General features: G+C 35.5%; 13 protein-coding genes. 3 read left to right on the top strand and 10 right to left on the bottom strand.

Annotated features, from left to right (window positions below):
- Positions 1–604: 604 nt before the first annotated feature.
- The gene (locus H6F39_RS13850) at positions 605–1666 is read right to left on the bottom strand and encodes a LuxR C-terminal-related transcriptional regulator (RefSeq protein ID WP_228036524.1); all 1062 of its coding nucleotides are present in this window, start codon (positions 1664–1666) and stop codon (positions 605–607) included.
- A 351-nt stretch (positions 1667–2017) separates the two neighbouring features.
- Here H6F39_RS13850 and H6F39_RS13845 point away from each other — a divergent pair, with 351 nt between their 5' ends.
- The 3 genes from H6F39_RS13845 to H6F39_RS13835 all read left to right on the top strand — a co-directional run bounded on the left by H6F39_RS13845 (position 2018) and on the right by H6F39_RS13835 (position 4072).
- Entirely contained in the window at positions 2018–2323 is a 306-nt protein-coding gene (locus H6F39_RS13845; protein WP_137909645.1) for a hypothetical protein, read from the top strand.
- Positions 2324–2882: 559 nt separating this feature from the next.
- Entirely contained in the window at positions 2883–3194 is a 312-nt protein-coding gene (locus H6F39_RS13840; RefSeq protein WP_137909646.1) for a HetP family heterocyst commitment protein, read from the top strand.
- A gap of 23 nt (positions 3195–3217) precedes the next feature.
- Entirely contained in the window at positions 3218–4072 is an 855-nt protein-coding gene (locus H6F39_RS13835; RefSeq protein WP_190396877.1) for an indole-3-glycerol phosphate synthase TrpC, read from the top strand.
- A gap of 81 nt (positions 4073–4153) precedes the next feature.
- Here the strand turns inward: H6F39_RS13835 and rfbB are convergent, their stop codons facing one another.
- The 9 genes from rfbB to H6F39_RS13790 all read right to left on the bottom strand — a co-directional run bounded on the left by rfbB (position 4154) and on the right by H6F39_RS13790 (position 13247).
- Positions 4154–5176, bottom strand: a complete 1023-nt coding sequence (gene rfbB, locus H6F39_RS13830; protein ID WP_137909648.1) for a dTDP-glucose 4,6-dehydratase — start codon at positions 5174–5176, stop codon at positions 4154–4156.
- Positions 5177–5193: 17 nt separating this feature from the next.
- Positions 5194–6195 carry a glycosyltransferase gene (locus H6F39_RS13825; RefSeq protein ID WP_137909649.1) on the bottom strand — a complete coding sequence of 334 codons (1002 nt, stop codon included), beginning with the start codon at positions 6193–6195 and terminating at the stop codon, positions 5194–5196.
- A 126-nt stretch (positions 6196–6321) separates the two neighbouring features.
- Positions 6322–6960, bottom strand: a complete 639-nt coding sequence (locus tag H6F39_RS13820; RefSeq protein WP_190396876.1) for a DUF6391 domain-containing protein — start codon at positions 6958–6960, stop codon at positions 6322–6324.
- 117 nt (positions 6961–7077) lie between these two features.
- Positions 7078–7599 carry an FKBP-type peptidyl-prolyl cis-trans isomerase gene (locus H6F39_RS13815; protein ID WP_242028647.1) on the bottom strand — a complete coding sequence of 174 codons (522 nt, stop codon included), beginning with the start codon at positions 7597–7599 and terminating at the stop codon, positions 7078–7080.
- 78 nt (positions 7600–7677) lie between these two features.
- Positions 7678–8001 carry a phasin family protein gene (locus tag H6F39_RS13810; RefSeq protein WP_137909651.1) on the bottom strand — a complete coding sequence of 108 codons (324 nt, stop codon included), beginning with the start codon at positions 7999–8001 and terminating at the stop codon, positions 7678–7680.
- 148 nt (positions 8002–8149) lie between these two features.
- Entirely contained in the window at positions 8150–8704 is a 555-nt protein-coding gene (locus H6F39_RS13805) for a methylmalonic aciduria and homocystinuria type D protein (protein ID WP_137909652.1), read from the bottom strand.
- A gap of 312 nt (positions 8705–9016) precedes the next feature.
- A complete protein-coding gene (gene recJ, locus H6F39_RS13800; RefSeq protein ID WP_190396874.1) occupies positions 9017–11359 on the bottom strand; it encodes a single-stranded-DNA-specific exonuclease RecJ in 2343 nt (780 codons plus the stop codon).
- A 55-nt stretch (positions 11360–11414) separates the two neighbouring features.
- Entirely contained in the window at positions 11415–12227 is an 813-nt protein-coding gene (locus H6F39_RS13795) for a PD-(D/E)XK nuclease family protein (RefSeq protein WP_190396873.1), read from the bottom strand.
- Positions 12228–12266: 39 nt separating this feature from the next.
- The gene (locus H6F39_RS13790) at positions 12267–13247 is read right to left on the bottom strand and encodes an aldo/keto reductase (protein WP_190396872.1); all 981 of its coding nucleotides are present in this window, start codon (positions 13245–13247) and stop codon (positions 12267–12269) included.
- Between the last annotated feature and the right edge of the window lie 73 nt (positions 13248–13320).

The following is a 13320-nucleotide window of genomic DNA, read 5'->3' as shown; positions in this document are numbered from 1 at the left end:
CTCTCATTTCTTGCTTTCTGAATAATAAATTTTTTAATCATCTTGAATTCGGACTCCTTAGGAAACTTTACTTTCTCACACCACCCCCCTTTTAATGATATGTATTCTCATTAAGCTTATTTCTCTTTAATTGATCGTTAGTTATTATGTACTACTATCTCTGCTTTTTTGATCTGTGACAGTTCAGGGTGCGGAATGTGGGTTTTATCATTACTGTACTTCATAATACCGGAAACTACTGAGGTACACTTTATGCGGGCAAGATGCCCGCACCACAAGAGTTTTATCATTACTGTACTTCATAATACCGGAAACTGCTGTATAGTCGGCTTGAGCCGACTTTTGCTATTAGACTGGGAATTTATTCCCAGATGAATGATTGCTTGATCATATTGATCATATTGATGTTGGGTAACATAGGTTAACCCAACCTCGACAGTAAATCACTCTTTATCGGAAGAATCTGGATCAATTCAATTCTGATACTTACAGCATTTCCCGGTGTTATGAGGTACATATCTAGCGGGCAAGATGCCCGCACCACAAGAGTTTCATGATTTAACTTTGTACCTCATCAGAGCGGAAAACGCTGTATCTCTTTGAATTACTCCCCTTGAGCATTAATAATTCTCATGGCTTCAAGTTTCCAAACTTCTAGTTCTGGTAATTGTCCACGAAATTTTTTTTCTTCCTGCTCATAGGCATAAAATTCTAGGAAAGTTTGCCATGATTCTCTGGAACTTTGATGATCTCCCTCTGCTGCTTGCACTTGTGCTAGTAAGCAATAAGCTGGAGTATAATTGCTTTCTAATTTCAAACAGATCAGTAAATTTTGTTTTGCTTTGTCAAAACAATTTTCCTGAAAATATGCCCAGCCAAGGTTTTTATACAATGTAACTTCTATGCTTTTATCTCTAACCTTGGGCAAAATTGATTCAATGATCTTCACCGCTGCTGCACTATTTCCTTGCAGAATTTGCAACCTAGCTAAATTATTCGCAGCAGCATCAGCAGCACGATTTTGATATTTACTCGCAATCTGATAGTGGTAACAAGCACCATCTAAATTCTCTAACTTTTCATAAGCTGCTCCTAAATTATAATGAGCCGCTCCATAGTTTGGGTTAAATTCAACTGCTAATTCTAAATAGGATGCTGCAATTGTAAAGTCGTTATTTAGGTAATTTTTATGCCCTATTTCATTTAGAGCTTTCGCAATTTGTTTCCTTTCTTGTTCATGAAACTTGATGCGATTTAGTATCTGTTGCAAATCCTCTGATATGGGCTGATTAAAGGATAACAAATGCAGGATATATTCAGTAATATTTGATTCATTTTCATCCGTCATTATTGTTAATTCTTTTGTCGAGCCAGTTTTACTTTCACTCAGTAATTCCGGTTTGTATTTGGCAAATAATGTCACCAACTCTGACCGTTTATAGCGACGGCTATCAGAAGGCTCATTATTCAGTCCAAATTCCAGACATATTCTTTCAACATATTTTCTTACGGACGATTCTCCAATCTTCATAGATTGAGCTATATCCGCATCTGTTTCGCCCGCTAGTATCTTCCTTAATACGTTTTTGCGTCGTTCTGTGAGATTGTCAAATACGCGCTCAAACTCTTGTTCATTCATTCTTGGTTTAAATTGCATCAGTTTCATATTCACTGCTGTGACTATTTTATTTCAGGGTTAGGTTGTTGATTTTGAGTCATAATTATGACTCGGATGAGAATGAAATCTACGTAAGTGTCAGAGAAATATAAATTTCTGGTTTGGGGTTGACACTTACAAGAAAATATGTCAGATTTATGATTATATTGTATATCACAAAATAAAATAAATTAAATTTTGTGACATACATGGGGGGGGAAAATGTTTCTATCACGAAAGTCAGTCAGATTCAAGATTCAGTAGAAGTTTTACTAGTATCGCAGATCAACTGGCTTTTGCATAGTCTCTAGCTTGAGATAATTTTCGTGTTTCAAATTGAAAATCAAGGTTGCCTACATCATGAATAAACACAAGTGCTTTTTAGGGTTAGCTATATTAGCTACTTTAGTCACGACTCCTGCTCAAGCGGAGTCAGTTTCTAGGAAAGCGGCCGACTTAATGGCTCAAAATTCTAACTCGACTGATTCAGTAGATCAAAACACTAATAATACTCAACCAGTCAACACCCCAGCATCCACATATAAGAGTAGTGATACTGATTCTAAGCTGTCTGCAAGTAACTATTTCGTAGCAGTTAATACATCGCTTGCTATAGAAAAAAATACTGTTTTTATTCCTCAGAATAGAACTATATCTCAGGATTAATCGGAGCTAGAGCCAAGGATGAATAACTACAGAAGCTGCTAATTTTTTCGATTCTTTTAGAATATATCCTAGTCGGATTATTAATGATAATTAGAGTGAGTATTGTCCTAGAATATCCTCATCAAAAATTAAGCAGACTTTACTCCTAAGTCCTGTAGAGAACTGTCGAAGAAATGTCTTGAGAAGCTGTTTTAAAATCCAAAGTATACATAAACCTCTCTTTACACTAGCATCTTTGATACCATTACCCACTCTATTCTTTCAATATTAAGCCTGTTGTTTAATTGTTAATAAAGATACAGGTAATGAATGGCTTGCTACGGTAATGGTGTATTTTATACCTTACTAAGTTGAAATTTGCTGTATATTTAAAAATCAAAATTCTGATAGTTAACAAAAATTCAAAAAAATAAGAGCAAAAAAATAGTCATGTTAATCAAAAAATAGTTTATGTATTGGGAACTTGGATTTGGATACTCTTAGTAAAGAAGCCGTTATTGATAAATGGCGGGAAAATCCTCAAAAACCATTGCATCGTTTGACAAACAGGAGCAAAATCATGAATCAAAATTTTACTGGGTATAATCCATCCATTAGCAAAAAGATCAAGACCGAGCAAATAGAACAAATAATTAAAGCGATTATAAGCGGAAAATATTCTTGGGCTTGTGTTTTGGTTTTACAATTTGCTGGCTACAACCCTACAGACTATATGCCCTATCGTACATATATCAGATTACTTAAAGATAACCGCTTGCTCGGTAATTCCCAGAAAAATCAGCCACCGGTGGAAAAAGTTGACAGGTTTGATGTCAAATCCTTGACTTTTTTTCAGACAAGAAAAGGGAAAGGTGAAATTTTACAAAAATAATTTATCACCCTCGTCCAGATTTTATTATCTATCCAATCACAATTTATCATCCTCAAATGCAAGAAATTCTCAAAGAAATTGTGTGGCATAAAAAACTGGAAGTTGTACAAATGCAACAAGATATGTCTTGGGCTTCCTTGCAACGTCAGTTAACTGCTGCTCCTACTGTGCGGGACTTTTTGACTGCTTTACAGCAGAGTGTTTATAAACCTAGTTTAATTGCAGAAGTGAGAAAAGTATCCCTTTATCAAGGTGTAATTAGACAAGATTTTGAACCAGTTACTATTGCTCAAGCTTATAAACGTGGAGGAGCATCTTGTATATCTGTTGTTACTGATCAAAAGTTTTTTCAAGGTGGTTTTGATCATTTGCGTGCTATCAGATATCGGGTAGCATTACCTTTACTCTGCAAAGATTTTATCATTGATCCTTGCCAAATTTATTTAGCGCGTTCTGCTGGTGCAGATGCGGTATTATTAATGGCTGCTATTCTTGCGGATAAAGACCTAAAAAACTTTTTACGAGTAATTCACTACTTAGGAATGAATGCCGTAATCCAAGTTCATAATTTAACTGATTTGGATAGAGTTCTCGAATTGGAAGATATACGGATAGTTTCCATTAATAATCAGAATTTAAGTGATTCAACCATCAATATTCACACCACTCAGGAACTATTAGCAGCGAGGAAATCCCAACTGCAAAAGTTAGGAATTTTAGTGATTAGTGAATCAGGAATAGAAACCCCTGATGATTTATCTTTAGTTGCTGAAGCTGGAGTGCAAACAGTAATTATGGGAGAATCTTTATTGAAAGAAAGTGATTTAGAAGTAGCTGTCAGAAATCTACTCCAATCTAAATTTCCCATTCATCATTAGGGTTTGCTAAGAGGTTGTTTTCAAAGCGGTCTAGGGGCGATGATAAATCGCTAATACACAAACTAAGTCCACTTGCGTGGACTATAACAAAGCTTTCCACCAATCACAATTACTAAGATACCATTCTACAGTTAAACGTAAACCTTGAGTAATGGTGACAGATGGATTCCAACCCAATTCTGTTTTTAACTTATTAGCATTAATAGCATATCTTCGATCATGTCCAGGTCTATCCTTAACAAAAGTAATTAATTTTTCCGCTGGATAGACTGGTAAATCTGGTGCTAACTCATTCATAATTTGACATAAATTTTGCACAAGGCTGATATTTTCAACTTCATTATTACCCCCAATATTGTAGTTTTCTCCTGGTTTTCCTTGATGAAGTACCAGATCTAAAGCTTGACAATGATCACCAACATATAACCAATCGCGGACATTTTTTCCATCCCCATAAACAGGTAATTTTTTACCAGTTAGAATATTAATACACATCAAAGGAATTAACTTTTCTGGAAATTGAAAAGCACCATAATTATTAGAGCAATTGGTGATAATTGTGGGTAATTTATAGGTATGATAATAAGCACGAACTAAATGATCACTTCCAGCTTTTGAAGCTGAATATGGACTATTGGGACTATAAGCTGTAGTTTCTGAAAATGCTGGTTCATCTGGGGTGAGACTACCATAAACTTCATCGGTAGAAACATGAAGAAATAGATAATTATGAGGTTGTGTTTTTGCTTCCCAATGTTGACGAAAAGCTTCCAAAAGAGTAAAAGTTCCCAGCACATTAGTTTGGACAAATGCAGCAGGTCCGGTAATTGAACGATCAACGTGAGATTCAGCCGCAAAATGAGCTATAGTATCTATATTTTCCTCTAAAAGTAGTTTTTCAACTAAAGAGCGATCGCATATATCTCCCTGGACAAAGCGGAAATTGTCTTTTGATGCAACCGAGGTCAAATTAGAGAGATTTCCAGCGTAGGTAAGAGCATCTAATACCACTAATCTATCATTTGGATAAGCTTGACACCAATGATGGACAAAATTCGTACCAATAAACCCAGCACCCCCAGTAACCAACAATCGTTTATTCATAAAATTTCCTAATTCCCTTATAAATACTTGCTTTTGACTTTAGCAAAAATTCTCTCTACAAATAATTTTGCTAATTGGATTTTTGTTAAATCTGGAATTTTAGTCGAGTAATTATTTTTATGATCAAAGAAATCATTGATTTCTGCTAAAATTACCTGTAAACGTTGAATAATATTGTCCTTTCTATATTCTGCTAAAACAGTTTCCGATAAAGTTGGTAATGTTGTTGCTTCTAGAACCTGTAAAATCTTGGCTAGATCATATTCTAAAGCATAACCAGCGATTTTATAACAATTAAAGCCCGGATCTAAATAATCAGATAATCCCCCATTGACACTAGAAAAGACGTGACAACCACAAGCTAAGGCTTCCATTGGTTGTAAACCAAATCCTTCACTAACTCCTTGTAATTGCCAATATTCCGCAGAATCATAAAGGTAAATTTTAGCACGATTAAATAAAACTGGTAAATTTTCCACATAACTATCAACAACCAAGACATCACATTTTTTTTTCAAAGCGGGAATTAACGACTTAATTAAATATTGAGAAGACTTCCGAGTTTGGACTAAAACATCAATATCTCGACTTTGATCTAAATTAGTAAATTCCTCACTAATTTGATTTGGTAAATAATAAATCAGAGAATTTGGTGATTTTTGTCCCCAATAACCCAGGGTATTTCTACTAACCGTAATGATCGGAATATTCGCTGGTAGATTCATCTTATAACCGGCACTATGAGCATGATAAATCACATTATACCTTTGCAACTTAGCAGCCAATTTAGCCACATCAAATCCCCAGCTAATCACAAAAATGACATCATCTAAATTTTTGAAAATTTTCTCCTCTAATAAATCATCTAAAAACAACTTACCAGATTCTTTCTGACGATAAGTAACCACTTCAGCAGAGCAAAATTGTCGAACCAAATTAACCGTTTTCAACTCTGCCCAAAGACCACCACAAGCAAAATTACCATCTGTTCCTGGAAGCAAAAAATAAAGCTTTCTCATAATACTAAATATCTAATTTTACATTTTATAAATAAGAGTGTAAGTCAAGAATTTTCTTCTTTCTTCTTGCTTCGTGTTCTTCATTCCTTCTTGGTTCATTAACTCCTAACTCCTAACTCTTAACTCCTATTCCTCCCAAGATACCTTAACAAAATGACCTTCCTTCCCCCAAAAATCACGAGCAATAGTGATATTTTCAACAGCTAAATTAAAAGGAATAGAAGTTGTAATATAACGCTGAGTAAGCATTCCCATATCTGGTGCAAGTTCCGTTGCTGCTGTTGCTGCTAAACCTAAACCAATAAGCTGTTCAATTGGTCGAAATGGTAGTAGAAAAGGTACAGATGCCGCCAAGACTAAATTTAAAAGCATAGTTACAGATAGATTTGTGCCGCAGCGGGGATGTACAGCTAAATCCCATTCTCCACTGATAAGACGATGTTGAGCTAATGTTACTGCGCGTCGTAAATCACTAATATTCACATCACCATAGAGAAAAAATCCCTGTTCGGTAGACAGGCCACCTAATAATTGATCATCTAATTGTACATTAGTAGTTATTCCTAATCGAGAATAGGAGTTTTTAGTTTCTCCTAATACCCAAACAGTAGCGTGTTCTAAAGCGTGAACTTGACGTAAAAGCAGGATTTCCTTCAACCCAGGGACAAAATATAGCAGTTGGAGTAAATCAGTGTCTTGACTGGGGTGAGGTGGGAGAAAATCAAAGCTAAAGGTAGAAGATTTGCCAAAATCAGAAGTATTCATCATCGAGTAATCTGAGTTTTTTTTTAGGACATTGACGGGACTGAATCCCACTTTGCAAAGGTGATAATCTATTGTAGATTCTGCCCGCCAATGTTATATTTAACTATCTCTACTTACTTATTTAATAGCTAACAATTCCACATCAAAAAGTAAAGTAGAGTGGGGGGGAATTACGTTACCAGCACCTCGCGCACCATAACCTAATTCTGAAGGGATGATTAATTGACGACGGCCACCTACTTTCATGGTGCTTAGTCCTTCGTCCCAACCTTTAATTACCTGTCCTATACCGATTTTAAAGCTAAAGGGTTGATTGCGATCGCGTGAGCTATCAAATTTAGTCCCATCTTCTAAAGTGCCAGTATAGTGAACTACAACGGTTTGTCCTGGTTGGGGAGTTGCACCAGTTCCCGCTTCTAGTTCAACATATTTTAGCCCAGAAGGGGTAGTAACAGCATTGGCTGGGGACATAGTATTTTTCGCTCCTGGAGTATTGTTTTCTTGAATGATAGTGGTGGTTGGTTGTGTTGAAGGCGATGCATTACCGATTGCAGCATTTTTTTGACCGCTAATTTGAGTAAATACTAAAACGCCAACACATACCAGCATTAACACCACACTGAGGAAAATTCCTTTCAAAATCAGCCCTCTCTGTTTTAATTACTGGTAATCAGATTACCGACAGAACACAAATTAGTGTAAATCACAAAGGACATTTTAGCGCCACAGTTTATTTTCCAAGTCCCGAACTTGACGCTCTAACCTGTCAATTCTACCCCGTAATTCGTCCACTTCTGACTGACGCGCAACTCCCAAATCCTGCATTACATTTCGCACTTGTCGTTGCATTTGCTCATCCCAACCGCCTTGTTCGGACTTTAACTGATGAACAAGATCATCCATGACGGCCTTAGCTTGATCAGGATTGAGTTTACCATCCTTTACCAGTTCATCACTAACTTGCTTAAGTTTATCTGCAACTAAAGAAGTTGTGCCAATACCCAACATCATTAGCTGTTCCAACCAATTGTTACTATCCATACTCCCTTCCTCTGACTTATTGCTAAATGAACTAACGGTTTGGAATTAACCAGGCCATGCTAAAAGCTTAGTAATTCTAGCCTACACATTTATTTTCGCAAATTTAGCAGCAGCAGCAATTAGGAGGATAAATACACAAGTCTCATTTTTAATTTTCTGTCCACCCGTGCATTGGTGCTACAGCTTTAGTTACTAACTCAATCATATCTGGGGGAGCTTCCGAAAGCATAACACTAGGATAAACAGCAGTTCCCCAATGAGGATGTACAAGGACATGGCATTTATTTTCAATTGCGGGATATTTTAGTAAGGCTTGTGCTGCTGCTGTATCATCATGGGGAAATAAACCGGAATGAGATAGTAATGGATAACCTGTGCGGGGATCTATCAAGTCCGTTAAATATCCGCGATCGCGCAAATTAAATGCTACATCGCAACCAAACCGCATAAATTTTTCCCGCAGTTTTTCTTTTTCTTTCTCCGTTTCTGCGGTCATTTCCTCCAGAGGATATCGTGATTGTTGCAAGACAAGCACCACCCACAAAAACTGTTGTTGTTTCCAGTCTGGTAATATCTGTTCACAGTTGGCACAGATATATGGACTGGGAGTATGAATCGAAATCTCTACAGCTTGTCCTGTTTTGCCAACTAAATGAATAGGACAGCTAGGTTGGGAAATACAAACTTTTGGAGAATACACCACATTAATTTGGGTTTATAAAAGTTTTTTAATTTATCTTTGCTAAAAATGATAACTCCTAAATCTACAGATAAATCATCTATTTTTGCGAATAAGTAGAAGACGACAATTATTTATTTTCCTATTTCTCTGATTTCTCAGTTTGAACATGAGTAATTTATTTTCATACCCATTTTAACTAATTTATACCAAAATCACAGGTCACGGCTGAGATTTTGGTCTCAATACATAATATAATGTTCATTTGATACTTGTTACTTGTATAACTGCAAACCCCACTCCTGACACGGAGATTGGGGTGCTGGGAAATCGTCATTAATTCACCCCTTTTTTTGAGACTGGGGAAAAATCAATGATCATGGCAACAATAATAGATAAAGGAACATGAAAAAAATAATCCCGTTGAAATTGTTCTTCTTTGACTGCTGCTAAAAATTGGTTAATCAGATGATCAGTAGGTTTTTGATCATATATAGAATCCCAGATTATTTGTAAATAATCATCTTTAATTTTGACAATAAACCCTAAATATTTTAAAGCTTGAAATCCTAAATATAGGCTTTGTTTACTAATACCCAGTCTGGCTAAGATTTGCATACAACTAACAGATTTATTTGTGCGACTCAGATATTTAGCAATACCTACCAAATTTAACCAAATATCTCTGGGTTCTTGATTATGGGTTTTTCTCCAAGCAATAACTAATTGTTGTTGATGATCAAGAGATTTTTTGAACCATAACCGTAAATCCTCCCAATTAGTAGGACAATCTTTCATAATTAATAATGATTTTTTATCTGTCATTTCCTGTAAATTTTCCAGATTTCTCGCGTCTAAAATTGCAGGAAAATTATGATTTTTTATTTCATATTCAACATGAGAACGAACCGCAATTAATCTAATTTCATAGCGTTTTTTAAAACTATTAAAATCAATTTCTGCAATACAATCACATCTACCAATAGGTAATTCTTCTTTATAATGTCCCCACCAAATACCTGGAAAAGCATTATTAGTAGAATCATCTCGAATACTAAAATCTGTTTTAATATATTGTACTTTCTTGCCTTGCAAATCCTGTTGATTTTTATGCCAAGAATTTTCAAACCAACAATTTTTAATTAATAATTTGGGAATAGGATTTCCCATACCACAAGGTTCTAAAAGTTTTAGTTCTAAAAATAAATCTTTACCTAAATCTGCAACTGTCACTACTAAATCAGCTTCTACCGTTACAGTCAGATTAATTCCTCCTAAAGATTGCCGTAATTTCTGATTAATTGCGGCCGTAAATAAAGGGATATTTTCTACTAATAAACTCAAACCTGCTGCGAAAGGATGTCCACCAAAACGATGTAATAAATGGGCTTGTTCTTGAACTAATTGATATAAATCAATGTTATTCACAGAACGTGCCGAACCTCGCGCTATAAATTGGCTAGAATCTGCCTCGCTTTCCTTTCCTTCTGTGCTTAACAAAATTGTCGGACGACCTGTTTCCTGGGCTATTTGTCCAGCCACCAGACCTAAAACTCCAGCAGACCATTGAGAATCTTCTAAAACAATAACACTAGTAGTTGATAAGTCTAATTGTGCGAGTTTTTTAGTAACTTGTGCTTGGACATCTTTTTGTAAAGACTTGCGACGGGAATTAGCTAATTCCGTTTCTTCTGCAAGTTTTTGACAACGTTCAATATCTTTACTCGTCAATAATTCCACACAAAAACTAGCGTCACCATGAATGCGACTAATAGCATTAATTCGCGGTCCCAAACCAAAGGAAATATCTGTAGGGCGATCGCCATTTTTCTGGCATAATTCTAGTAATTTACCCACTCCTGGCCTTCTTCTGTCCGTTGGTAATTTTTGATAATCTGTGTGTAATTGTTTAATTCCCAATTGTGCTAAATAACGACAATCTCCACTTAATTGCACCAAATCTGCAATTAATCCTATTGCTACTAAATCTAATAAATCAGTTAAGGGATTTTCGGCAATATCTGGTAAACTTGCATATAAAGCCTCCACCAATTTATAAGCAACCGCGACACCAGAAAGATGAAACAAAGGATGTTCCTGTGGTAAATAACGAGGATTGATAATTGCGACTACTGGAGGACGTTCTGAAGGTAATGTATGATGGTCTGTAATAATAACATCTATCCCTAAACTTTGGGCATAAATAACTTCTGAAATATTCGTACTTCCCGTATCACAAGTAACAATTAACTTACAACCTGCCTTGGCTAAAATATCAATTCCCGACTTATTTAAACCATGAGATTCTGTGAAACGATTGGGAATATAATAACTTAATTGACGATGTTGTAGAAAAAATTCACCCAAACCATCCCATAATACCGCAGTGGAAGTAATTCCGTCCGCATCAAAATCTCCCCAAATAGCAATTTTTTCTCCTTTTTTTCCCGCAGTTATTAACCGTTGCACAGCCAAATTTATTTCCTGTCCAAATTCCCGAAAATCAGCACTTTGATAACCTTGATAATCAATAAAAGCCGCCAATTTTTCCTCAGATTTAATATCCCGTTGCCAAAATAATTGAGCAGCAAAATTACCATTTATTCCCGGTGCGGAGCGTTTCACCAATTCAATAAACCAACCAGGGGGTTTTTCCGTTGTTTTTAAAATCCATTCCATTTTGGTGCTAAGATGCAAATAAGAATTAAGTATTAAATTAAGTATTAAATTAAGTTTAAAGTGATACTTCTGCAATATTTTCTAAGTTAGGAAAATGCTGGTTAATATTCATAGTTATTTCCTTGTTTTTTTGACGGTGACAACGCACAGCAAATTGACAAGATTCACAGATTTGATCAGATTCTTGAAGCGGTAATGGTGTATTATCTTCATAATCTTTGACCCATTTTGTCAGGTTGTTTAATAATTGATTCAATTCCTGTGCTGTTTTTCGATGTTGTTGTGCATTATAAGTGAATTTGATATTTTTAGTTTGCCTTTTTGATTGTACAAACCAGTAAGTCATGGAAATATTTTCTGATAGATAGTTACTAGTTTCTGCTAATATATACATATACAGTTTTGTTTGCCAATTTTGGGCTAATATTTCTGGTTTTGGTGGTTGGGGATAGGTTTTCCAGTCGAGAATTTGGGCTTGATTTTCATCAGTAATTAATAAATCATAAATAACTGTGAGTAGGTAGTCTCCAATTTGCAAAGTTCGATAATGTTCACTTTCTCGAAAAGTTTGATTATGATGATTATTAATATTAGTTGTAAATATTTCCGGGGCAATTTTCGTAAAATCAGTCATCCAATTTTGTAATTGAGGATTTGCGTTTAACAAATTATCAATGGATAAACCCATTTCTCGCTGCTGCATAAGTAAGTGGAAACGACTACCCAAAATTTGATATTCTTCCTTTTGAGGGTCTATGGGTGTGTTAAGTTGTTCTAAATAGCTATATTGGAATTTGCGAGGACAAACTGTGAGTAAATTCAAATGTCCTTGGGAAAGACGGAATATAAAAGTAGAAGTTTTTAGCATGATTCTTTTGTTATGTATTATGGGGTTGAATATTACTTATTACTTAGTTTGAAAAATATTCTGCACCATTTTCTTCTCCACCCTATTAGCAGCAGCATCTAATTCTATCACCTCACTATCAGTCAAAAACCAACCTAAAGCCCCGATATTCTCTTTTGCTTGTTCCACATTTTTAGCCCCAGGAATAGGAATTGTGCCTTTACTAATACACCAATTAATAGCCACTTGAGACATAGTTTTATCTCTCATATTTGCTATTTCTTGCAAACAGCCCAAAAGCGGTTTCATTCCTGGTAATAACTGCTTGCATAAAAATCCCCGAATACCTTTAGGAAAACTCCCATTTTCTGAAAACTTACCTGTTAATAAACCCAACCCTAAAGGACTATAAGCAATTAATCTAATTCCCAAATCATCACAAACTTCCTTTAAACCTAATTCCGTGACTGGATAAGTAGATAAAAGTGAATATTGTACCTGCAAAGTTTTAATAGGTATTCCTCTTTCCTGAAATCTTTTATGCACCCATTTAAGTCTTTTTGTGCCATAATTAGACAAACCCACACCTTTAACTGAACCTTGCTCATATAAATCTGCTAAACCATCTAATAAACCCACTTCTTGCCAAGGTGCATAATTAGCTGTAGACCAGTGCATTTGCACCAAATCAACATTTTTACCTAATCTTTTTGCCGAGCTATGACAAGCTGATATAATCGAGTTTCTAGTCCACCTCCAAGGGTATGCAGCCAACTTAGTCGCAATGCAAATATTCTCTTTATTTATTCCTGGATATGCTTGGGAAAATCTGCCTAAAAGTAACTCACTGCGTCCTTTTAATTTGCCAGTACCGTAGGAATCACCTGTATCAAATAATGTGACACCACTGCTAACACAGAGATTAAATACCTCTTGCAACTGGTTATCCATGCTCTGATTATATCCCCAAAGTAATTGATTTCCCCAAGCCCAAGTTCCGCAACCCATGGGAGGTAGATTTAGTAAATAGTCGGTTTGCATAATTTAATTAAGATAGGAAAATTTTTGTATTTATTATAAAACTAATTATTCACGAATCACGCCAATTTTTTAC

It is taken from the genome of Dolichospermum sp. FACHB-1250 (assembly GCF_014696335.1).
Taxonomy (GTDB): Bacteria; Cyanobacteriota; Cyanobacteriia; order Cyanobacteriales; family Nostocaceae; genus Dolichospermum; species Dolichospermum planctonicum.
This window is presented reverse-complemented; position numbering and strand designations above follow the sequence as displayed.

Coding starts and splice junctions, on each gene's coding strand:
- H6F39_RS13795 (WP_190396873.1), bottom strand. CDS start 12,227: ATGCTAAAAACTTCTACTTTTATATTCCGTCTTTCCCAAGGACATTTG.
- H6F39_RS13825 (WP_137909649.1), bottom strand. CDS start 6,195: ATGAGAAAGCTTTATTTTTTGCTTCCAGGAACAGATGGTAATTTTGCT.
- H6F39_RS13790 (WP_190396872.1), bottom strand. CDS start 13,247: ATGCAAACCGACTATTTACTAAATCTACCTCCCATGGGTTGCGGAACT.
- H6F39_RS13820 (WP_190396876.1), bottom strand. CDS start 6,960: ATGAATACTTCTGATTTTGGCAAATCTTCTACCTTTAGCTTTGATTTT.
- recJ (WP_190396874.1), bottom strand. CDS start 11,359: ATGGAATGGATTTTAAAAACAACGGAAAAACCCCCTGGTTGGTTTATT.
- H6F39_RS13850 (WP_228036524.1), bottom strand. CDS start 1,666: ATGAAACTGATGCAATTTAAACCAAGAATGAATGAACAAGAGTTTGAG.
- H6F39_RS13845 (WP_137909645.1), top strand. CDS start 2,018: ATGAATAAACACAAGTGCTTTTTAGGGTTAGCTATATTAGCTACTTTA.
- H6F39_RS13810 (WP_137909651.1), bottom strand. CDS start 8,001: ATGGATAGTAACAATTGGTTGGAACAGCTAATGATGTTGGGTATTGGC.
- H6F39_RS13840 (WP_137909646.1), top strand. CDS start 2,883: ATGAATCAAAATTTTACTGGGTATAATCCATCCATTAGCAAAAAGATC.
- rfbB (WP_137909648.1), bottom strand. CDS start 5,176: ATGAATAAACGATTGTTGGTTACTGGGGGTGCTGGGTTTATTGGTACG.